Genomic DNA, 21793 nt, shown 5'->3' with positions numbered 1-21793 from the left:
CAGCTTTAGTTGCTTCCTTTTTTTATTTGTAAGAAATGAATTGCCTCAATAATAATATCTGGTCGATCATTTTCTATACCGTGACTAGCATGTTCGGCAAGAATATATTGGTTGTTAGTTGCGAGGTGTAATTGTTCGTGAATTAGTTCTTGCCACATTGCTTCAAGTTGTGTTGCTTCCACTTTTGGCATGCCGCCATTAGTCAATTGAGTAATAGAATATTGAGGATCTCTACCGATAACGATTAATGGTATTTCTAATGTTTTACATAGCTCTTTTAGTGAGAGAGCACAGTTTTTCCACTCCGATAGTTCAGAAGCTGTCGCTTTATATAATGAAGACGAGGTAGAGAATTCAATTTGCTGTTTTGATTGATCGGTGAGCACAGGTTTTAGTTCATTATAAAGTGTGTCTACATCCATTTTGGAATATATATTATATTTTTGAAACCAAACATCATCAGAATCAGTTTGATCAGAAATTGGTAAATGAAGTTTATCTAAACGGTGTAAGTTCATCGAAGTAGAATCAACTAAAATAAGTGCTTGCAGCTTATCTTCATGTAACATCGCAAAATGTTGTGCACATAATCCTCCATAGGAATGACCGATTAGAATAAATGGCTCTTGAATAGCTAGTTTGTTTAGTAACATATGTAGCTCTTTTGTAACTTGCCTTATTGTACGCGGCTGATTGCCTAAATCACTTTTTCCGTAACCTGGGCGATGGTATGAAACGACTGTAAAGTGCTCTGAAAGCTTTTCTATAATAGGAAACCAATCATAAAATGAGCAACTCATTCCGGTTTGAATGACTACAGTTTGTTTACCACTTCCTTTTATATGTACTTCTATATTTTGCCCCATTATTTCTACAAATTTATGAATGTTAATTCCTCCTAAGCTTGAAATAATTTTTGACAAGCAAAAACGATACACCAAACACCTATACCGAGTAGGACAGATGTACTAAGTGTAAATGAATTTTTTAAACCAATATAGACGATAAATAATAGTAGTGCTGATGCGGGGAATCCATATAATACCCCTAAAGCAAATTGACTCAATTCTTGTTTATTCCCGCCTTCGAATGAAATCCAAAATAGACTAAGTAAACTCACGAGAGGAAGGGCAGCAATAAAGCCACCTATCGTACTGTAATGTTTAGCGACTTCAGTGATAATGCCGATAATAAGTGCCGAAACGATTACTTTAACGAGGAAATGCATATTTTGCCTCCTTCGCTAATAACGAAAATGCTTTTTCAATTAATTGTTGTTCTTCTTTTGATAACTGTGATTCTAATATTTTTATCTTTTCTTTATCTAGTAAAGTATGTTTTTCTAATACTTCAATTCCTTCAATTGTTAATGTAAGGTTTACAACTCTTTCATCTTTTTTATTTCGCTCTTTAATGATGAAGCCCTTTTGAATAAGGCGCTTTATGTGTTCAGACGCTGTGTTATGAGAAAGACTAAGCTCAGTAGCGACTTTTCCAATTGTTATATCTTTCTCACGAGAAACGATTTGTAAAATACGAATTGCTTGGTGGGAAAGGTTGTCCTCGTATTCGTATCGTAAGTGATAATAAATGCTCTCCCAATGTTGATTAATGTTGTTCATAATAATAAATCCCCTTTTTATATCGTATAGTAAGATATATTCGTTGTTTTAGAAATAAAATCCTTTTATTTGGATAAAAAATGTTGAAAAAGTTTATTTTTATTGAAATATAAGGTAATCTATGTGTAAAGGTATACATTTAGCAAGAGAGAGGATGATAGCTGTGAATACATTCAAATGGATTAGTCATGAACAGATGTATGTAGATGAAATACATGTTGAAAAATGTGGTCCTCTTTCAGTCGGCGTATATGGGGGAAATCAAGAGAGTGATGCATATGAACGAGGAGATGCGGTGCTGGCTTGGTGGGATCCTGAATTACAATTTGAATTTGTTATGATTTTTGATACACATCACAAAACAAAAAATATAGATTATATAATAGAAGCGATTTCGGAAAGAAAAGAAAAACTAAAAGAGTTATTCTCATATCCAATACATTTAGCTTTTCATCATACACATATGTACTTATTAGCGTTATTTACAGATGAGTTATTTATTAAAAAGTGTGATCAAGATGATGAGGAACTCGCTTGCTTAATTTGTTTACGAAAAGGCGAATTTTTATATTGGTTATCAGTTGGTGATTGCTTCGCGTATTTATTCCATTCTGAGAAAACGAAAAATGGAAAAGGACGATTAAATAAGCGGAAGAATTACGAATATATTGGCAGGAAAAATATTTTTGCAGCAAATACACCTTGCTTTACGTCAGGTGTAAGAGGATTAGAAAAAGGAATGAATCACATTGTAATGGCAACGGACGGTATTTTAGAGTGTGACAAACGAAGGTTTGATGATGATCAATCTTTAGTAGAAATATTGCACGACGGAAATAGCTTACAGATTGAGCCCGTATTAACAAATGTACTGCAGTGGAAAGGTAGAGACTGTGCCACGATTATTGGATGGTCTATTGATACTGATAATAAACAATGTGCTAATTAATATAAAAGGAGTTCAAGGTTTTTATCCTTGAACTCCTTTTTGTTAAGCAATATGGATGTGATATGTTTTCAACCATTCATTTACTTGTAGCATATACTCCATGGCACTTCTTGCCTCAAAATTGTTAATCTCTTTATTACTTTGATCAGCAATTGAAAGTAAGATGGAATGGTTAATAAGTGAGAAAATAGGATTGTTTTTATTGTTACACATATCAAGTGTTAAATTACGGATTGTTTGTAAGTAGAGTGGATCTTGTGAAGTTGGATAAGCGCTTTTTCTTCTATTGCGTACATCGTCAGGTAAAGCTGGTTGTAGTGCTCTACGTAAAATGCCTTTTTCAATATTATCAATACTTTTTATGTTGAAAGGAACATTCCATAAATATTCAACTAATCTATAATCACAAAACGGTACACGAACTTCAAATCCAACAGCCATACTCATGCGATCTTTACGGTCAAGTAAGAAAGGAAGGAATCGTGTTAAAAATAAATAAAACATTTGACGTTGTTTCGCGGATTTTTTACTTTCGCCTTCAAGAGTAGGTACTTCAAGTACCGCCTCTTGGAATCGTGTATCAATATAGTCTTCTAGATTACATTGGTTACTTACTTCATTTAGTAGAAGAGGAGATGTATTTTTCCAATTTGTTAGCCAAGGAAACTTATCTACATATAGTAGTTCTTCTTGATGAAACCAAGGATATCCACCGAATACTTCATCAGCCGATTCGCCGGATAAAGCTACGGTCGCATCTTTTTTCATTTCGCAAAATAGTAAATATAGTGAAGTTTCCATTTCACCAGCACTCGGTAAATCTTTTGCATGAAGGGGAACGAATAATTGATTTGCTAATTCTTCAGCATTCAGAATAATATCATGATGCGCTGTCCCGACATGTTCAGAAACGCGTTTTACCCAAGGTGCATCTAAACCAGTGCGAGCAAATGTCAGTTCGAAGTCTTTTGCGCTATTTACAAAGTCAACAGAATACGTATGAAGTGTTTTATTTTCAGCAGCAAATTCTTTACCCGCAAGTGCAGTAATACCGCTAGAGTCTAATCCGCCTGATAACATACAAACGAGAGGAACATCGGCAATTAATTGTCTTTTTACTGTATCTTGTAAAATAGATAAAATATGCGAAGATGTATCTTCTATAGAGTCTGTATGGAACTTACTTTCTAAATTCCAATACTTCGTAACTACTTTTTTATGACGTGTAAATGTTATAGAATGTCCAGCACGTACTTCTTGAATATTTTTAAAGACGCCACATCCTGGAGTGCGAAATAAGCCTAATCCAAATACTTCATTTATTCCATCCGCATCAATTTCAGCAGGGACAGATGGATGCGCTAATAATGCTTTAATTTCAGAGCCGAAAATAATACTGCCATTTCTTTCTGTAAAAAAGAGTGGTTTTACACCTAAATGATCTCTTGCTAAAAACAATTGTTGCTTCTGATCATCCCATAAGGCAAAAGCGAAAATTCCGTTTAAATGTCGTACGCAGTCTTCTTTCCATTCTAAATAAGCATGTAGTAATACTTCTGTATCTGAATGGGTTTCAAATGCATGCCCACATTTTTGAAGCTGCTCTCTAAGTTCACGGAAATTATAAATTTCTCCATTATAAGTAAGAGCATACGTATAATCACCAGCACGAAATGTTTTTGGCTGCGTTCCTCCTTTAGGATCTATTACGATTAATCGGCGGTGTGCAAAAGCTGCGCGAGGTGAAAACCAAAATCCTTCAGCATCCGGACCACGATGCTGAATACTATTTGCCATCTTTTTTAAAATAACATGTTGATTTGAAAGGTCTTCTTTCCAATCTACCCAACCTGTAATTCCACACATACATATCTCATCTCCTAATTTAAAATAGTAGATTAACGAAATAAAATATACACCAAGTTAAAGAATGACTATATAAATAGTGTACTACATGAACCAAATTGTAGACTTGAGAAAATTTTCTTTGAACGCATAGTTATGTGAGACAATGGCTAAGGAAAAGTATTCCATTACATACAAAAAATAAAAAAGATGAGAGAAAAAATTTTCTCAGACGTTATATAGGGTGTAAAAGCTTTTACAAAACAATAAGGGGAATCGCTACATGAAATCAAATGAGAAAAATTTTATAAAAAGATTACAACGGCAAAAAGAAGACGCGTTAGAATTTGTTGTCGATACATACTTACCACTCATAAAGGGAATCACGCATAAAGTTCTACTTCCAATTCAAAATGATGGACTCATAGAGGAATGTATAAACGATATATTTCTTTCCATTTGGAATAACGCAAATAAATTTCATGGAGAGCCGAGCGATTTTAAAAAGTGGATTGCAGCGATTGCGAAGTTTAAAGCAATTGATTATTACCGGAAATCGACTAAAACAGTAGAAATCATTTCAGATGAGTTTCATATCAGTACAGAAAAATCAGCAGAAGACGAATTAATCTTTATGGAAGATAGGGAAGAATTATTGAAGCTCATTAATCAATTAGAACCGCTAGATCAAAAGGTGTTCATTATGAAATATTTACTTGGTATGAAGACAGAGGAAATAGGTGACAAGTTAGGATTAACTCGGGCAGCAATTGATAATCGAGTGTACCGGGGGAAAAAGAAACTACAACAAAATGCTACGAATATTAGTTTTGGAGGTAGTGCGATATGAAAGACATTTATGAACTATTAAATGATATTGATATAGATGAAAAAGAACTAGAAGAAATTGAGGCTTCTGAAATTGAAAAGGAAAAAGTAAAACGAAATGTAAAACAATCGATACGTACGAAGAAAAAGATGAAAAGTTGGAAAAAAGGTGTCGCTGCTGCATCTATTTTAGTAGGATTATCAGTTGCAACACTCGGTATCGGATTTCCTACATATGCGGGGGGATTGCCAATTGTAGGTGACATATTCCGATTTTTAGATAATGGTAGAACAGGGTTATATGAAAATTATAAAGAATTTTCGACTGAGTTGAATATGACGAGAGAGAGTAATGGAGTTAAGGTTACAATTAATGATGTAATTTCTGATGGCAGAACATTATCTATAACGTATTCACTGGAAAGTGAGCAGGACTTAGGGGAGGATCCTATCATATTAGGTGGATTGGATATAATGGACGCTCATGGTAGTTCAGGCAGTGGTAAAATGACTAAAGTTAATGAAAAAAAGTATGTAGGTATGGTAACAACGACGCATCATGATAGCAATAAAAAGGACAAAGTAAACTTTAGATGGAATATAGAGAGAATAGAGATGCCAGATAGGAAAAAATCAATACAAGGTAATTGGAATTTCGCCTTAACTGTAAAATCAGTGGATAGTAAAGAGAGAACAATTGGTGGGAGTTCGGAAAAAGAAGGTATAAAAGCAAATATGGAAAAGGTCGCAATATCGCCAGTTTCATTTATTCTTTATTACAATCAAGAGGTTTCTAAGGGCGCGAGGAAAGAATGGGATAGTGTAGATGTTGAATTGACGGTTAAGGATGATTTAGGGAATATTTATTCGGGTGAAGGAAATGGGGGAAGTGGCAACGATCCTTACAATATCCATTGGAGTGCCACCTTCCAAAAACTAAACAAAAATGCAACAAAGCTTATCGTTACACCTCGCGTGCACTTGCGAGTACATACACCTGAAAATCATGGTGGAGTAGAGTATGTGAATGGGAAAGAGAAGAAAATAGAAGTGCCGAAAAAAGAAGCGAAGAGTAAAGATATTGTGTTAGATGATATTGTCATTGATTTAAAGAAATAAAAAAGAGACTGCCTAAAACCATTTAGGCAGTCTTTTTTTCGTTAAGAACTAGTAACGAGCAATGCATGCGGATGCTGCGTTTTATATTCATCTTTCCACGGAATATTTAGTTGTTCCCACGATTCGCCGCTATCATTGGATTGAAAGACGCCATTGTTATTTAACGTGTAAAACGTATGTGGTTCAGCCTTGTTTGTCGCAAACATCGAAATGACTGTACCGATTGCAGATGGTAGTCCTTGTTGTACTTGCTGGAACGGAGTATCTTTCGTTTTTTGATAAATATAAGATTCATAAGGGATACGGTGATGAGCCAGATCAGCACTTGGCGCGGCAGAAACTAGAATCGTATTACAATCAGCTGGATCAATTGCCATGCTGTATAAATAATGATGTTCAAGTCCTTCACTACATGAGATCCAGCTGTTTCCATTGTTATAACTTTCAAGATAAGCACGATCAGGTCCGCCCATAAATCCGTCACCACATGATGCATAAAGACGATTTGGTGCTTCAGGGTGCATAAGTAATTGATGAGCATCGATAGGAGCACCGAATTTTTTATCAATCCATGTATGCCCTTTATCATTACTTTGAATAACAGCACCAGCTTCGATTGAAACGTGTATTGTATTAGGGTTGTTTGGATCAACTGTAATCCAGCGTACGTGATGGGTAAAAGGTCTAGGCGGGAAAGCCCACGTATAAGAAGATAATAATGATTTCATATTTTTAAGTTCAGTCCACGTTTCACCACCATTTTCAGAGCGAAATAAAGCGCTCGGTTCTGTGCCAACATAAACGACCCCATATCCGTTCACTTGTTCATTTGAGCTTATTGTTATGGAAGTGATAGAGGAGTGTAAAATACCATCTTCTTTAGGGAAATCAAAGTAACGATAAGAATCTCCAATTGGTCTCCATGAATCCCCGCTATCGTCACTTAACCATAGACCTCGTCCAAATGTTCCGCAATATACACGGTTTGGGTGGAACGGATCAACAGCGATACAGGTAGGTTGCATATTTTGTAAGTGGTAAGTCGTTTCATAGTTATCATATTGTTCTTTCACTACAACAAGTTCACGTTCCATACAGAGAAATAAACGTTTCATTTAAGTAACCCCCTTAAAATTCTTTCATTAGTAAACAATATGAAAATAAAAAAGAAGTAGTCTTGTTTTATTTGAGAAAAAGGGATTGTCTAAAAAATAGCGAAGTGTGTATACAGAGGAAGCGGGCGTTTACAATCAGTCGATTCGGGATAAAGATGGGGAGTTTGTTTCATACTAACATACAGATATTGTACTTAAAGGAGTATAAGTATGGGACATTCGCATGATCATGGTCATTCAAAAAATAAAAAGGCGTTACTAATTGCCTTCCTACTAACAACAAGTTTTATGATTGCAGAAGTTATTGGTGGATTTGTAACAAATAGCTTAGCACTATTATCTGACGCGGGGCATATGCTAAGTGATGCAGTATCTTTAGCTTTAAGTTTACTTGCGTTTAAGCTCGGAGAAAAAACAGCAACAACTGTGAAAACATATGGATATAAGCGAGTCGAAATGTTAGCAGCATTATGTAACGGTGTCGTTCTTATTGTCATTTCGGTATACATTTTTATTGAAGCAATCCGTCGTTTTAAAGAACCAGTTGAGATTGCTAGTAATGGGATGCTCATTATTGCAGTCCTTGGTCTGCTTATTAATATTTTATCAGCTTGGATATTAATGAGAGGCGGAGATGTGAAAGGTAATTTGAATTTAAGAAGTGCTTTCTTACACGTACTAGGCGATCTATTGGGTTCCGTCGGAGCGATCATTGCTGCGTTACTTATTAAATTTTTCGGATGGACTGCTGCAGATGCGATTGCTAGTATTTTTGTGTCTATTTTAGTCATTATTAGTGGATGGCGTGTAACACGTGATACGGTTCATATATTAATGGAAGGTGCACCACAGCACATAAATGTTGAAGAGGTAAAAAGTACGTTATTAAATATTCCGATTGTCAAAGAAGTTCATGATTTGCACATATGGTCTGTCACATCAGATTTTCAAGTATTAACATGTCATCTTATTATTAAAGGGAATGAAACGCAAAGTGTATTAAAAGAGGCTACGTATGTATTAAAGGAGAAATTTCATGTAGAACATGTCACCATTCAAGTAGAAATAGATGGTGAATTTCATCATGATGAGACAACTTGCAAAGTATGAAAGAAAAAGGATAAGAAAAAGTGTCATAACATTTTTCGCACGGCATACATATATATAATGTGGCCACAAATACTTTGCAAGGTAAATATTTCATGAAATTACTTTACTTATAAAGAGTCATCTTTTATAATCAAAAGTGGTAATTGATAAAGATTATCATTTTCAATGATCGTAGAAAGGAGTTTTTTAAAAGATGAGTAGTCAACTCCGTTTTGCTGTTGAAAATCGTAAGAGGCATTTAATTGATGAGTTAATTGGAGCAGGTGTGTTTAAGATTCGCGACCAACAATTATACGAGCTGTCTTTAGAGGAATTGGAAAAAGAGTACGAAGATATGGAAGGTTATGCAAATATTCAGGCATAACTATATAGATTAGTAAAAAGAGATCTGGTTACGATTTTGTGTAACCAGATCTCTTTTTATTTCGTAGAAATTATTTTTTTTATTTCTTTCATGGGACGGAGCCAGTTTTGAGTCATTATTTGTTCCATTTGTTTTTCGTCCTGCTTTTGTAATGCTTGAATGATAGAGTGATGTTCTTCAATAGATTGACTTGCTGGAACAAAGTTTTGGAAAAACAAATATTCAAGACGTAAAACGTGAAGTTGCATATTTTCTAGAAAGGGTTCAATATATTGGTTTTTAGCAATAGAAGAAATTGTATTGTGGAATTGTATATCTAATTCTAAAGCTTGTTTTGCATTTTTTTTCTCTATAGAGTGCTGAAAATGATTATTTATTTCAGAAAGTAGTTGAATATCAGCGTCTGTAATGTTTTGAAGAGCTTGCTTTCCTATAATAGAGTGAAGACCAGCCATCGTTTCATAAATGATAGATACGTCTTCTAAATTAATAGGAGCAATTTTCGTTTTTTGCCCTGGTACCATTTCCACTAATCCAGAAAGCTCTAATATTTGAAGTGCTTCTCTTACAGGTGTTCTGCTTACTCCTAGTGCCTCAGCCAATTCCCCATCATTAATTTTTTCATTGGGCTTTAGTACACCTTCAATAATCCAATTTTGTAGTTGATTTAAAACGAGTGATTTTGCTGAAATTCTTCCTGGTTTTTTATAATTTTGAGGGACAGGCATAGTGAATTCAATCCTTTCATTGTATATTTTCCTTTTTTGCATGAACAAGTTTTAATTTTTGTTTCCCTTCATCCGGCTTTTGGCTTAAGATGAGCACCATTACAATGACACAAAAAGCGCCTAATAACTGAAAAGATTGAAATGGCACGTGCAATATAAGTACAGAAGAAATAATAGCTGCGAGTGGTTCTGTGCAACCAAATAATGTTGTTTCTTTCGGAGTCAGGTATCGTATGCTGTCTAAGTATAAATAAAAGGCAATAAGTGTCCCGAAAATGACGACAAATGTGATGAGCGGTAGGGTACTTATTTTTACATATTTCATAGTTGATAATAAAATGAATTCGTTTGTAGAAATAAAGTGCACAATCGTTACACCAATACCCCCAATAATCATGCCCCATCCAACGATAACAGAGGAAGACCATTTTTCTAACAATTCCTTTGAATATAAACTATAAAAAGCGAGAGATAATCCAGATAAAATACCCCAAATAATAGCTGGTGTAGAAACAGCCAAGTTATGAACAGACCCGTTTGTTAGTAAGAGAAAAGTGCCTACTAATGAAAGAGTAATTGAAATGAAATCAATTTTTGATGGACGAACATTCCATTTGAAAAGCAAGTATACAGTGATGAATATAGGAGCTAAATATTGTAATAATGTTGCCACGGCAGCATTTCCTTCTTTAATTGAAGCGAAATACGTATACTGTACAGCAAGCATACCGAATAGACCAAACAAAATCATTTTAATAGCATCAGATTTTTGCTTCCAAATACCAAATATCTCTTTTTGTCTCGTTCCGAATGAGGAAATCATGAGCAAAATAATTCCAGATATAAGTAAACGGATCGTAACTAACCATTCTGTTGAAACATTGTCATATTGAAAAAGTTGTTGTGCAGCTGTACCAGACAAGCCCCATAAACAAGCACCGATTATGACCATTATAATTCCTTTTAATCGATTTGAATCCATATGATCTAAAATTCTCCTTTCTAAAAATACAAATTGAATACAATATGCAATATATCACAGAATGACTTATTAATAAACTGAAATTTCTAACTAAAAATTTTTTTATGTATAGTAAAATATTGTAGAGGAGGGGGAAGGATATGTTAGCAGGATTTTTAGTTTGTTTATTTGTAGGGTTACTTATCATTTTTTTAGGGTATCAAATACATGTGAAAAAGAGGTTGTTTTTGCTAGCAGGGTATCAAGAAGAAACGTTTGTTGGAGATAAAAATAAATTAGCGAAGCTTTCAGGAGCATTTTCTTATATAGTTGGAGTTGCTACTATAATATTACCGCTTGGCTTAGAAAAAATAGGTGATGTAGTTGGTATCGTATATGCTATATTAATTGTTTTAGGTACAATTGTATTTATAATTAAAGCAAACTTATTAAATAAGAGTACTATAAAGTAAAAAGGCTTCATTCTACTGAAGCCTTTTATTAATTGTTATGAAGTATAAGTAAAAGCCGGAATAGGATCAATAAATGTATTCCACTTTTGTTCCATTTCCTTTTCTGTTAATAGACAATCATCTAATGATTGTTCAATCACAGAACGATTCATATCAATACCGATAAATACGAGCTCAGTTATTCGATCTCCATATTGTTTATCCCAGTTTTTCAATACTTCTGGTTCTTCTGCAATCATTTGATTTCTTTCAGTTTCAGGTAATGCGGCTATCCATTCACCGGCTCCTTGAATTGTAATAGAGGAACCTGCTTGAGATAGAAGTCCTATCATATTATTACGAGATGCAAGCCAGAAGAACCCTTTCGCTCTTACAACATCTAAAGGCCATTTTTCTAGCCAATTCATAAGGCGCTCGGGATGGAAAGGATATTTGCGACGGTAAACAAAGGAATTGATACCGTATTCTTCCGTTTCCGGTGTATGGTGTTCACTATTTAATTCTTGTATCCAGCCGGCCGATTGACTAGCGTCTTCATAATTAAATAGATTTGTGTTTAAAATTTCTTGTAATGGTACTTTGCTAAACGAAGCTTCAAGAATTTTTGCATTAGGATTTAATTTTTTTAGTAAATGATGAAGCTCTATCACATCTTCTTTTTCTAGCAAATCTATTTTATTAAGAATAATTACGTTTGCAAACTCAATTTGATCTATTAATAAATCAATAACTTCCCGGGTATCATTCTCATCGATTGCTTGTTTTCGGTCTAATAAACTTTCTCCGTCTGCAAAATCATCCCAAAATCTATTTGCATCTACAACTGTAACCATCGTATCGAGGCGACAATTTTTCGTTAAATCAATGTTAAGAACTTCGTCTGTATAAGTAAACGTTTGAGCAACTGGAATAGGCTCACTTATACCAGAAGATTCAATAATAATATAGTCAATATCACCATTTTCAACAAGACGATTCACTTCTATCATTAAATCTTCTCGTAGTGTACAACAAATACAGCCATTTTGAATTTCTACTAGTTTTTCCTCCATACGTGAAAAACCACCCTTTTTTATAAGAGATGCATCAATGTTTACTTCGCTCATATCATTAACGATGACAGCTACTTTTAAGTTATTCTTATTAGTCAAAATGTGATGTAGTAAGGTAGTTTTTCCAGATCCTAAAAAACCACTTAATACAGTGATAGGTACTTTTTTCATGAAATGATCTCTCCTTTAAATCGTAATGATTACGTTTTATGTTAAACGATGGGGAAAGAAAAAGCAAGAATAAATCATAATGATTACGATTTAAGAATAGAAATAGACTATAAAATTTGTGCTGTGGTATGAAGCATTTGGACAAGCACATGTTTACATATAAATAAAATGGAGGCGAGAAGCTTGGTCTTTAATAGAGTTTCAAAAGAATTAATAGGCATAGCTCTTATCGCTATGTTTCTCTTTTTATTATTTTTTGTAGATTTTACAAGTCTAGCAAATTTGCACAAAAATATGCCACAGGAATGGTTGAATGTGAATACAGTATTTTTAAGTATCATTTTTGAAGCAATACCCTTTATTTTATTAGGGGTAATTGTTTCTTCATTTATTCAAGTGTTTGTGACGGAAGATATGATTCAAAAAGTAATGCCGAAATCTCCGATTGTTGCAATGATTCCGGCAGTATTTGTGGGAGTTCTTTTTCCAATGTGTGAATGTGTCATTATACCAATTGTAAGAAGGCTCATTCAAAAGGGGTTACCACTTCATGTAGGCATTGTTATTTTACTGAGTGCACCCATTATGAATCCAGTTGTTCTTTTATCTACTGTATATGCGTTTCCAAAAAATGATTATGTAGTATATGCACGCTTTGGGATAACAATTTTAGTTGCTCTATTCATAGGTCTAATTGTGTATTATTGCTATCGCGAAAGAAATGTTTTAAAAGATGTAGAGGTTTCAGTTCAAACAAGCAGAAAAAAGAGTTGGAAAGATGTTATGAATCATATTGTAGATGAGTTTTTTGATACTGGTAAGTATTTATTGATTGGTGCTTTTTTAGCAAGTGTATTTCAAACGTTTTTTGATCGGAATGTACTGGATACAATAGCACATAACGAAGTAATTGCCCCCTTTATTATGATGGGATTTGGTTATGTTTTATCAATTTGCTCTGCAGCAGATGCTTTTATAGCGGCATCTTTTGGACATGTTTTCTCAGTAAAGGCACTTCTCGCATTTCTTGTGTTTGGGCCTATGCTTGATATGAAAAATACGTTAATGCTATTTGCATATTTTCAAAAGAGATTTGTATTCTTTTTGATAGGAATTGTGATTGTATCTGTGTATACCATCATGCAAATCATAATGTTATAGGAGGTGAGAAAGAATGGAGAAAGAGGAGCAGAAGGCATATCATCGCTATATTCGTGGCATTATTTTAATTGGTTTAGCAATGCTCTTATTTAAACTACTTGTAACAGGGAATATTTATAATTTTATCGCTCCAAAAATGATTAAATTTACGTATATAGCTTTTGTAGTGATTTTAATTTTTGGTACTGTACAAGTTTGGGGAGATGGAAGAGAGAAACAGCATGATTGTAATTGTTGTAAACATCATACAACATCAAAATCAGGGATAAAAAGTTTCTTTGTATATGTTTTATTTGTTGTTCCGATAGTTAGTGCTTTTCTCTTTGGAAGTGTAACAATTGATGGAAGTTTAGCAGGAAAAAGGGGTATGAATCAAAGTGTACAGGCGAGAAGTCTGGAAAGGAATGAAAAAGAGGGGGAACAGGTTAATTTTGATGGGCGAGAAGTATCCGTTGATCCAGAAGAAACATCAAATTTATCAACGACTTATAAAACGGAAGAGCAAGTAGTAAAAAGTATGTTAGGACAGAGTAAACTGCAAGTAAAGGATAAGGACTATGTTCAAACAATGAATGTAATTGGTCAAAATGTTAATTGGTTTAAAGGGAAAGAAATTACATTCTTAGGGTTTATATATAAGGATAAGGATGTGACGGGTAATAAAGCAGTAGTGGCTCGATATGGCATAACTTGTTGTATTGCGGATGCATCAGTCTGGGGGATGATTGTTACCGGGCAAAATGTTGAAAAAATATCAGAAGAAACATGGGTGAAAATAACAGGATTATTAGATGAAACGACATATAAAGGAACAGTCTTTCCACTTGTAAAAGTAAACAAAATCGAGAAAATTAATAAGCCAACTGACCCATATGTATATGATGCTTTACCGCAATAGAAAAGAATAAATTCTTCATATTTTCATGAAATAGAATCATAATCAAGGCGATAAAAAAATAAAGATAAGAGTAATTTGGTTTGTTAAAAATATGTGCAGAAGGAGTTATGCGATGAACTGGGTTACTCATAAACCATCATTTGAATTTGAAACATTTAGTCCTATTATTCGGTCACAATCTGCGTGGAGTGGACATTTAGATTTTGCATATGACTTAGTACGATTTGAAAAACCAGAAACTTTAGTTGAGTTAGGTACACATCTAGGTGCTTCTTTCTTCAGTTTTTGTCAGGGAGTAAAAGATGGAGGGTTATCGACTAAATGCTTTGCAGTAGATACTTGGGCTGGAGATGGGCATACAGGTCCATATGGAGAAGGGGTTTTTCAAATAGTAGAAAAAGTAGTGAGTGATAACTACCTTAATATAGGAAATTTAATTCGATCTACTTTTGATGATGCTGTAGACCGGTTTCAAGATGAAACGATAAATCTTTTGCATATTGATGGCTATCATACGTATCAAGCTGTTTCTCACGATTATAACACTTGGCTACCGAAAGTCGCGAAAAACGGTATTGTATTATTTCATGATATTGAAGTTAGAAGTGGTGATTTCGGCGTATATAAGTTTTGGGATGAGGTAAAAGCGAAGTACCCTCATTTTCAATTTGCACATTCATATGGACTGGGAGTGTTATTTCCGAAGGGTTGTAGTGATAAGTTTGAGGAAATACTTAAAAATAAAGAAGAAATACAAAATATGTATAAATAAAGGTAGGGCATGCATCATTTTAATGATGTGTGCCCTATTTTTGTGTGGGAAATAATGGTGTGAATTAAAAAGCGAAGATAGTTGTAAAAAGTTTTGTTGCAGCAAATATTAAAAAAGTTAGTATGGGATTGTTCTTTGTAAATAAAGTGAAGCTTTAATACGTTCATGTCAATCCGGGATTTTACAGTAGTTAATTTCTTAACTAGGTGCTTTGCACTTACTGAATTTTGATACAAGGGTCTTATTGACCGAAAATATCGGGATAAATAAAAATACAACATTTTTTATATTTTTCATTGCGAAAAACGTAATCTACTTTTACAATAGAAAGGGTTGTGAATATATTATACTGGAAAAATAAATCGAAATAATATGAAAATTTTGTTTTGTCTTCGCTAATTGTATATTACATACATGTAAGACGACATACGTCATGTTATCGACTTGTAAGGAGAGAAAAAAATGAAAAGTGTAAGATTACCATCGATGCTAGAAATCATAGTTCTTTTATTACTATTTCTTGCTGTTGTCTTTTCCTTCCAAACGATTTTTGATCTCCCAATTCAATTAGCGCTATTTATTTCATGGTTTTTAGTAATTGCGCTTGGATTAAGATTAGGATTTCGTTATCAAGAATTGCAAGATGCAATTACGAAAGGGATTTCTAACGGATTAGAAGCAATACTGATTTTAGTTGCAGTAGGTGCTTTAATTGGAACATGGATTGCTGGTGGGGTAGTACCAACATTAATCTATTATGGATTAGAATTTATTCACCCTAGCATATTCCTATTAGCAACATTAATTATTTGTTCTATAACTTCTATCGCAACAGGAACGTCTTGGGGAACAGTGGGAACAGCAGGTATTGCTATGATGGCGATTGGTGAAGGACTTGGTTTACCACTTCCGCTTGTTGCTGGTGCAGTTCTTTCAGGAGCTTATTTCGGCGACAAATTATCACCACTTTCTGATAGCACAGTTCTTGCAGCTTCTATGGCGAAAGTAGATGTTATTGCTCACGTTCGAGCTATGCTCGTATTAGATGTTCCAGCTTATATTATTACTAGTATTATGTTTACTGTAGCTGGTTGGATGTATGGCGGCGATAATGTAGATTTGAATCGAGTAGAATTTTTAAAAGAAGCTTTATTAAAGCAATTTGATATTAAAATATGGATGCTTATTCCAGCGGTCATTGTTATCGTTCTATTAGCGATGAAGAAACCGTCTATGCCAACAATTGCAATGGGAGCTTTAATTGGTGCAATTTGGGCAACTCTTTTCCAAGGGATGAACTTTGGAGAGGCGATTGGAACAGCTTATAACGGATTCTCAATTCAATCTGGTGTTGAGTTTGTTGACAAGTTATTAAACCGTGGTGGAATTAACGGCATGCTTGGCTCAGTAGCCGTTATTATTTTCGGTTTAGGATTTGGTGGATTACTTGAAAAATTAGGTGTTTTAAAAGTAATCGTATCAAAATTCGAGAAGAAATTAAATTCTGCAGGTAATGTAACATTGTCTACATTAATCGTGGCATTCTTAGCTAATATATTTGGTTGTGCGATGTATGTATCACTAATTTTAACACCAAAAATTATGGAAGATAGCTATGATAAATTAAAAATAGACCGTCGTGTATTAGCGCGTAACTCAGAAGTAGGTGGAACGTTAACTTCAGGTATGGTTCCATGGTCTGATAATGGTATTTTTATGGCTGGTATTTTAGGGGTAGCAACGTTTTCATACGTTCCGTTTATGTGGTTAAGCTTCGTATCGTTAATTTTAGCAGTTATTTATGGATATACAGGCAAATTCATCTGGTATGTAGATGATGCAGATAAAGGAAAGCAAGCATCATAAAATAAAAATCACCTTCTACAATATGTAGAAGGTGATTTTTATTTTTTAATAGCATTTTCTGAAGTTATTTCATTCTCGTATTTAGCAATTTTTTGTTGTATCTTTTTTAAGTTTTTTTCAGTGTCTTGAATGAGCTGTAAGACATTGGTCTCTTGTTGTTTCATTAATTCCAGCCGTTGAAAGATAGTAGATTCTCCTTCCATAGACCAGTCGATAAATTGTTTTATTTTTTGAATTGGCATACCAGTGTTTTTTAAACACAAAATCATCTCTAAATATTTCAGTGCTTCTTCTTCAAAAACTCGATCTCCTTTTTCATTTCTTTGAAGAAAAGGGAACAGTCCTTGTTTATCGTAATAACGTATTTGAGAAATAGTTAAGTGTTGCATTTTGGCGACTTGCCCAATTGTATAATACATATCATTCATCCTTTTATTACCAAGGTATAATGCCATCTTTATTTAGTATTTTACCATTATAATTTGTTTCACTTAATGCATATTTAATAATAATTTTAGCACTTTCAGTGGTTGTATGGCCACCAGGGGAATTTCCATTAAGATCCGTAGTTGTAAAACCAGGAGTTACCCCAAAAACTTCTGGTCCGTTAGTACCAAGTTCTTTACTAAAAGCTAACGTTAAAGCATTAATAGCTGTTTTGGAAGAATTATATCCTAGTGTATTAATTGGATGTGTTTCACCATTAGCAAACATTGTTAGTGAGGCCATGTCAGTTGTTACATTTATGATTTTACTGTTGCTTGATTTCTTTAATAATGGTAAAAAGGCTTGCATCATTTGGAAAGTTCCAAAAAAGTTAACTTCAAATCCTTGGCGTAAAGTTTCAATATTTAATTCACTAGGTAGCGTATTGAAGTCTAGCGCTATGCCTGCGTTATTAATTAATAAATGTAAGTGGTCAGTCGTTTCGTAAATTTTCTTTGTTGCTTCTTGAATGGATTGTGCATTTGAAATATCTACTTGAATATAGGAAACGTTTGAAACATTTAAAGATTCTACGGCTTGTTGTCCAAGTTGTTCATTACGAGCACCTAAAAATACGTGATAATCTTTTTCTGCTAATTGACGAACAAGTTCATATCCAATTCCTTTATTCCCACCTGTTATAAAAGCATATTTTTTCATATTGAATTCCTCCAGTAGTGTTATAGTCGGTTACAAGGAAAAGGATACAGCCTAAACTTAAGTTTAGGTCAAGAGAAATTTTTAAAAATAAATATAGAATATCTATATATAAGATTGAGAATTCTTATCATTTAAGAGAAAGTCTGTTATTATAAGAGATGTAGGTATTATATTTTCAAGGGGATGAAAACATGGAGTACAGAATTGAAAGAGATACAATAGGAGAAATAAAAGTTCCAGCTGATAAATTATGGGCAGCACAAACACAGCGTAGTAAAGAAAACTTTCCAATTGGAACAGAGCAAATGCCGCTTGAAATTGTAAAAGCATTTGCAATTTTAAAGAAGAGTGCAGCGCTTAGCAATCAAAAATTAGGAAAGCTATCAGAAGAAAAAGCAGAAGCGATTGTAGAAGCTGCTGATGAAGTGATTGCAGGGAAATGGAATGAACATTTTCCGCTTGTCGTATGGCAAACAGGTAGTGGTACACAGTCAAACATGAATGTGAATGAAGTAATTGCAAATCGTGGGAATCAAATTTTGAAAGAGAAGGGATCTGACGTACATATTCATCCGAATGATGATGTGAACATGTCACAAAGTTCAAATGATACATTTCCAACGGCGCTTCATGTAGCTTGTGTAATCGCAGTAGAAAATCACGTATTACCAGCAATTACGAAATTAAAAGAAACTTTAGCAGAAAAAGTAACTGCATTTGAACATATTATAAAAATTGGTCGTACACATTTACAAGATGCAACGCCGTTAACTTTAGGGCAAGAAATTAGCGGATGGCACCGTATGCTTGAGAAAACAGAGCGTATGATTGCAGAGAGCAATACATATATGAAAGAGTTAGCAATTGGTGGAACTGCGGTTGGAACAGGTATTAATGCTCATCCTAAATTTGGTGAGATGGTATCAGAGGAAATTCGTCAATTTACAGGTAAACAATTTGTTTCTGCACCAAATAAGTTCCATGCATTAACGAGCCATGATGAAGTTGTATATACTCACGGCGCATTAAAAGCATTAGCTGCGGATCTAATGAAGATTGCTAACGATGTACGTTGGCTTGCAAGTGGTCCACGTAGTGGTCTTGGAGAAATTATTATTCCAGCAAATGAACCAGGAAGCTCTATTATGCCAGGTAAAGTAAATCCAACGCAAAGTGAAGCATTAACGATGGTTGTAGCGCAAGTGATGGGGAATGATGCAACAATCGGATTTGCTGCGAGCCAAGGTAACTTTGAGTTAAACGTATTTAAACCTGTTATTGCTTATAACTTCTTACAATCAGCTCACTTATTAGCGGATGCAATTGTTTCGTTTAATGACAATTGTGCAGTTGGTATTGAAGCAGATGAAGAAGTAATTAATGAAAATGTGAATCGTTCACTAATGCTTGTAACAGCGCTAAACCCACATATCGGATATGAAAATGCAGCGAAAATTGCGAAGCATGCTCATAAAGAAGGATTAACTTTAAAAGAAGCAGCATTGCAATCTGGACTACTAACAGAAGAGCAATTTGATGAAATTGTAGATCCAAAGAAAATGATTGCTCCAAAAGAGTAATAGAAAAAGCCAAGGTTCTTAGTATAGAATCTTGGCTTTTTTGATGTTCATTTTTATGTTTCATCTACTTGCAATACTGCAAGCTTCAAAAAATATTATTTGTTAGCAGGCGTATTCATTACTTTCATCTGTGGGCAGTTTTCTTTTAAGAGTGAAATGAACTTTTCTTCTTCTTGGGGTACAAAAACTGTTACTGAGTCAAATAAATTGTAATGGATTTCTAATTGCTGTCTAGTCCATTTTTTTGAATGAAGTTTTTTACCGGAGTATTTAACGTGACGAATGTCTTCAAATGGAATTTCAGTATGAAATATGAAACCGTGTTTTACAATAAGAGATGATGCAGTTATATTGTAGTGAGAAAAATAGAATGAAGAAAGATTCACGACATTTAATAGCATCATGAGAGTGAAAAAAATAGAATGTTCATTTTGGAAGAATAACGAAACGAAAAAAATAATTATAAATAATGTAATGAAAATGACGTGGAATGGATTTTTTTTCGCTTTAAACTTCAAGTTAGTCACCTCGGTATACTTGTTCTTTAACTAAATTAAATCATAACATTGTGATAAAACGTGTGAATATGCAGAATTGCATATTCACACGTTTTATTATTCATGTAAAATTTCTTGATGGGATAAATTCAAAAGAAGTTTTGTAATAGTGGAGTGACATGAAGTGACTTACAAGAATAGAAAGATAGCGTTAGTCATAATTGGTTGTATGATGATTATGAGTAGTTGCGCTAATAAATTTGTTGAAGATAGAAACCGAAAGCATGTATTTGTACAAGCAAGTAAGGTTTTAGTAGAGACTGTAAATAGAATATATAAAGTGAAACTTTAATCAGTGGGGGTCTTACTGCCCGTTAATGCGGGATAAAAAGTAAAAGGTGTTTTCTTATACGGAAACATCTTTTTTGTAGTTAAAATTGAATACTGAAGTTTTGGAATGAGTGAATACCGGTTCCATATTTACTAATCGTATAAGTATTCCGTGCAATTTGCTTAACGATAAACCAAGGGTCTTGAAGAATATTCATGTTCTATTCCACATCATATAAAATGAATTTGTATAAACACATTCGCTTTTCGTTGTATTAAACCCTTTCGATAGATGTTTTTATAAAAGTTTATAAAATGGGTAAACGAAACATTGAAATGTTTATTTTTGTTGTGATAAGATGATGAAGTGATAATAAACGTTATAGTAATTTGTTTGGTTTTCAAATAAACATTTTGAAGGAGTGTTTAGTGTGATTGATATTTCGGAGCAGTTTTGGGATGCGTCAATAGAGGAATTAAAGAAAGGGTATGTGTTTGATGAAGAAAAAGAGGAGTACATTTGCTTAGCTTGTGGTGAAAGATTTATTAAAGGTGTTATTTATCAAGATAACCAAGTTTTGTATGAAGCAGAGAAATTCGTCCAATTGCATATTCAAAATGAGCATACGTCTATGTTTGATTATTTATTAAATATGGATAAGAAATTTACTGGTTTAACAGATTTACAAAAGAAAATGGTTCGATTTTTCCATATGGGACTGAATGATAAAGAAATAGTAAAAGAGATGGATGGCGGAAGTACATCAACAATTCGTAATCATCGATTTACACTGCGAGAGAAAATGAAGCAAGCAAAAGTATTTTTAGCGCTAATGGAATTATCAGAAGAAAAATCAAAAGTACAAACGAAATTTGTACCAATTCATAGAACAGCAACGATGGTGGATGATCGATACAATATTACGGAAGAAGAAAATGATGAAGTATTAAAAGCTCATTTTACAGAAGGATTAGATGGACCTCTTTCTAAATTTCCGAAAAAACAAAAGCGTAAATTAATTATATTACGTCATTTAGTAAAGAAGTTTGATAGTAATAAAAAGTATACTGAAAAAGAAGTAAATACAGTGATAGAAAATGTATACCCTGATTTCGTAACTTTAAGAAGATATTTAATCGAATATGGATTTTTAGATCGAACAGCCGATGGAAGTCAATATTGGGTGAAGTTATAATCATGCGAAA

24 protein-coding genes are annotated in these 21793 nt (G+C 33.8%); 13 read left to right on the top strand and 11 right to left on the bottom strand.

The features are described 5' to 3' along the window. Positions 1-5 precede the first annotated feature (5 nt). The 3 genes from MR170_RS06260 to MR170_RS06250 are packed head-to-tail and all read right to left on the bottom strand — an operon-like array spanning position 6 to position 1622. The gene (locus MR170_RS06260; protein WP_242307756.1) at positions 6-938 is read right to left on the bottom strand and encodes an alpha/beta fold hydrolase; all 933 of its coding nucleotides are present in this window, start codon (positions 936-938) and stop codon (positions 6-8) included. Then, positions 899-1228 carry a DUF3147 family protein gene (locus MR170_RS06255; RefSeq protein WP_000545616.1) on the bottom strand — a complete coding sequence of 110 codons (330 nt, stop codon included), beginning with the start codon at positions 1226-1228 and terminating at the stop codon, positions 899-901. Before MR170_RS06255 ends, MR170_RS06260 begins: the two co-directional genes overlap by 40 nt. Next, a complete protein-coding gene (locus MR170_RS06250) occupies positions 1212-1622 on the bottom strand; it encodes a MarR family winged helix-turn-helix transcriptional regulator (protein ID WP_016082148.1) in 411 nt (136 codons plus the stop codon). Before MR170_RS06250 ends, MR170_RS06255 begins: the two co-directional genes overlap by 17 nt. A gap of 121 nt (positions 1623-1743) precedes the next feature. Here MR170_RS06250 and MR170_RS06245 point away from each other — a divergent pair, with 121 nt between their 5' ends. Beyond that, positions 1744-2571 (top strand): PP2C family serine/threonine-protein phosphatase, encoded by an 828-nt coding sequence (locus MR170_RS06245; protein WP_002040904.1) that lies wholly within the window; start codon positions 1744-1746, stop codon positions 2569-2571. A gap of 42 nt (positions 2572-2613) precedes the next feature. Here MR170_RS06245 and asnB read toward each other — a convergent pair whose 3' ends face one another. Further along, positions 2614-4437, bottom strand: coding sequence for an asparagine synthase (glutamine-hydrolyzing) (gene asnB, locus MR170_RS06240; RefSeq protein ID WP_242307754.1), 1824 nt, complete (start codon positions 4435-4437; stop codon positions 2614-2616). 262 nt (positions 4438-4699) lie between these two features. On the opposite strand from asnB, the gene MR170_RS06235 reads away from it, so the two are divergent. Further along, positions 4700-5266 (top strand): sigma-70 family RNA polymerase sigma factor, encoded by a 567-nt coding sequence (locus MR170_RS06235; protein WP_242307752.1) that lies wholly within the window; start codon positions 4700-4702, stop codon positions 5264-5266. Then, positions 5263-6363 (top strand): DUF4179 domain-containing protein, encoded by a 1101-nt coding sequence (locus MR170_RS06230; RefSeq protein ID WP_242307749.1) that lies wholly within the window; start codon positions 5263-5265, stop codon positions 6361-6363. Before MR170_RS06235 ends, MR170_RS06230 begins: the two co-directional genes overlap by 4 nt. Before the next feature lie 41 nt (positions 6364-6404). Here the strand turns inward: MR170_RS06230 and MR170_RS06225 are convergent, their stop codons facing one another. Continuing rightward, positions 6405-7478 carry a WD40/YVTN/BNR-like repeat-containing protein gene (locus MR170_RS06225; protein WP_200457962.1) on the bottom strand — a complete coding sequence of 358 codons (1074 nt, stop codon included), beginning with the start codon at positions 7476-7478 and terminating at the stop codon, positions 6405-6407. A gap of 210 nt (positions 7479-7688) precedes the next feature. Here MR170_RS06225 and MR170_RS06220 point away from each other — a divergent pair, with 210 nt between their 5' ends. Together MR170_RS06220 and fbpA are read left to right on the top strand one after the other, a co-directional pair. After that, positions 7689-8588, top strand: a complete 900-nt coding sequence (locus MR170_RS06220) for a cation diffusion facilitator family transporter (protein WP_095691108.1) — start codon at positions 7689-7691, stop codon at positions 8586-8588. 193 nt (positions 8589-8781) lie between these two features. Further along, positions 8782-8952 (top strand): Fur-regulated basic protein FbpA, encoded by a 171-nt coding sequence (gene fbpA / locus MR170_RS06215; RefSeq protein ID WP_242307747.1) that lies wholly within the window; start codon positions 8782-8784, stop codon positions 8950-8952. A gap of 56 nt (positions 8953-9008) precedes the next feature. Here the strand turns inward: fbpA and MR170_RS06210 are convergent, their stop codons facing one another. Both MR170_RS06210 and MR170_RS06205 read right to left on the bottom strand, forming a co-directional pair. Further along, complete coding sequence (locus tag MR170_RS06210) at positions 9009-9680, bottom strand: GntR family transcriptional regulator (RefSeq protein WP_242307746.1); 672 nt, start codon at positions 9678-9680, stop codon at positions 9009-9011. Between the two features lie 16 nt (positions 9681-9696). Beyond that, on the bottom strand, positions 9697-10662 hold the full coding sequence (locus MR170_RS06205; protein ID WP_016082141.1) for a DMT family transporter: 966 nt from the start codon (positions 10660-10662) through the stop codon (positions 9697-9699). Between the two features lie 140 nt (positions 10663-10802). On the opposite strand from MR170_RS06205, the gene MR170_RS06200 reads away from it, so the two are divergent. After that, positions 10803-11114, top strand: a complete 312-nt coding sequence (locus MR170_RS06200; protein ID WP_016082140.1) for a DUF3784 domain-containing protein — start codon at positions 10803-10805, stop codon at positions 11112-11114. A 35-nt stretch (positions 11115-11149) separates the two neighbouring features. Here MR170_RS06200 and MR170_RS06195 read toward each other — a convergent pair whose 3' ends face one another. Next, on the bottom strand, positions 11150-12337 hold the full coding sequence (locus MR170_RS06195; RefSeq protein WP_242307745.1) for a GTP-binding protein: 1188 nt from the start codon (positions 12335-12337) through the stop codon (positions 11150-11152). 168 nt (positions 12338-12505) lie between these two features. Here MR170_RS06195 and MR170_RS06190 point away from each other — a divergent pair, with 168 nt between their 5' ends. From MR170_RS06190 to nhaC, 4 genes are all read left to right on the top strand, one after another. Further along, positions 12506-13498: a permease gene (locus MR170_RS06190; RefSeq protein WP_172452113.1), complete on the top strand. Its 993-nt coding sequence runs from the start codon at positions 12506-12508 to the stop codon at positions 13496-13498. 13 nt (positions 13499-13511) lie between these two features. After that, positions 13512-14396: a TIGR03943 family putative permease subunit gene (locus tag MR170_RS06185; protein ID WP_029441940.1), complete on the top strand. Its 885-nt coding sequence runs from the start codon at positions 13512-13514 to the stop codon at positions 14394-14396. A gap of 112 nt (positions 14397-14508) precedes the next feature. After that, positions 14509-15168: a class I SAM-dependent methyltransferase gene (locus tag MR170_RS06180; RefSeq protein WP_242307744.1), complete on the top strand. Its 660-nt coding sequence runs from the start codon at positions 14509-14511 to the stop codon at positions 15166-15168. A gap of 462 nt (positions 15169-15630) precedes the next feature. After that, positions 15631-17034 carry a Na+/H+ antiporter NhaC gene (gene nhaC / locus MR170_RS06175; RefSeq protein WP_000843986.1) on the top strand — a complete coding sequence of 468 codons (1404 nt, stop codon included), beginning with the start codon at positions 15631-15633 and terminating at the stop codon, positions 17032-17034. Positions 17035-17072: 38 nt separating this feature from the next. On the opposite strand, the gene MR170_RS06170 is transcribed toward nhaC, so the two are convergent. Further along, positions 17073-17453 carry a MerR family transcriptional regulator gene (locus MR170_RS06170; RefSeq protein ID WP_242307743.1) on the bottom strand — a complete coding sequence of 127 codons (381 nt, stop codon included), beginning with the start codon at positions 17451-17453 and terminating at the stop codon, positions 17073-17075. 16 nt (positions 17454-17469) lie between these two features. Then, the gene (locus tag MR170_RS06165) at positions 17470-18180 is read right to left on the bottom strand and encodes an SDR family NAD(P)-dependent oxidoreductase (RefSeq protein WP_016082135.1); all 711 of its coding nucleotides are present in this window, start codon (positions 18178-18180) and stop codon (positions 17470-17472) included. 191 nt (positions 18181-18371) lie between these two features. On the opposite strand from MR170_RS06165, the gene fumC reads away from it, so the two are divergent. Beyond that, on the top strand, positions 18372-19760 hold the full coding sequence (gene fumC, locus MR170_RS06160) for a class II fumarate hydratase (protein ID WP_098628975.1): 1389 nt from the start codon (positions 18372-18374) through the stop codon (positions 19758-19760). A gap of 95 nt (positions 19761-19855) precedes the next feature. Here the strand turns inward: fumC and MR170_RS06155 are convergent, their stop codons facing one another. After that, positions 19856-20278: a PH domain-containing protein gene (locus MR170_RS06155; RefSeq protein WP_016082133.1), complete on the bottom strand. Its 423-nt coding sequence runs from the start codon at positions 20276-20278 to the stop codon at positions 19856-19858. Positions 20279-20441: 163 nt separating this feature from the next. Between MR170_RS06155 and MR170_RS06150 the strand changes: the two genes are divergently transcribed. Next, complete coding sequence (locus MR170_RS06150; protein ID WP_016082132.1) at positions 20442-20609, top strand: hypothetical protein; 168 nt, start codon at positions 20442-20444, stop codon at positions 20607-20609. 409 nt (positions 20610-21018) lie between these two features. Then, entirely contained in the window at positions 21019-21783 is a 765-nt protein-coding gene (locus tag MR170_RS06145) for a DUF2087 domain-containing protein (protein WP_242307742.1), read from the top strand. Positions 21784-21793: the final 10 nt, after the last annotated feature.

It is taken from the genome of Bacillus cereus group sp. BfR-BA-01524, from assembly GCF_022662595.1.
GTDB classification, from domain to species: Bacteria; Bacillota; Bacilli; order Bacillales; family Bacillaceae_G; genus Bacillus_A; species Bacillus_A thuringiensis_S.
The sequence above is the reverse complement of the archived record's forward strand: the minus strand, read 5'-3'. Positions and strand labels throughout refer to the sequence as shown.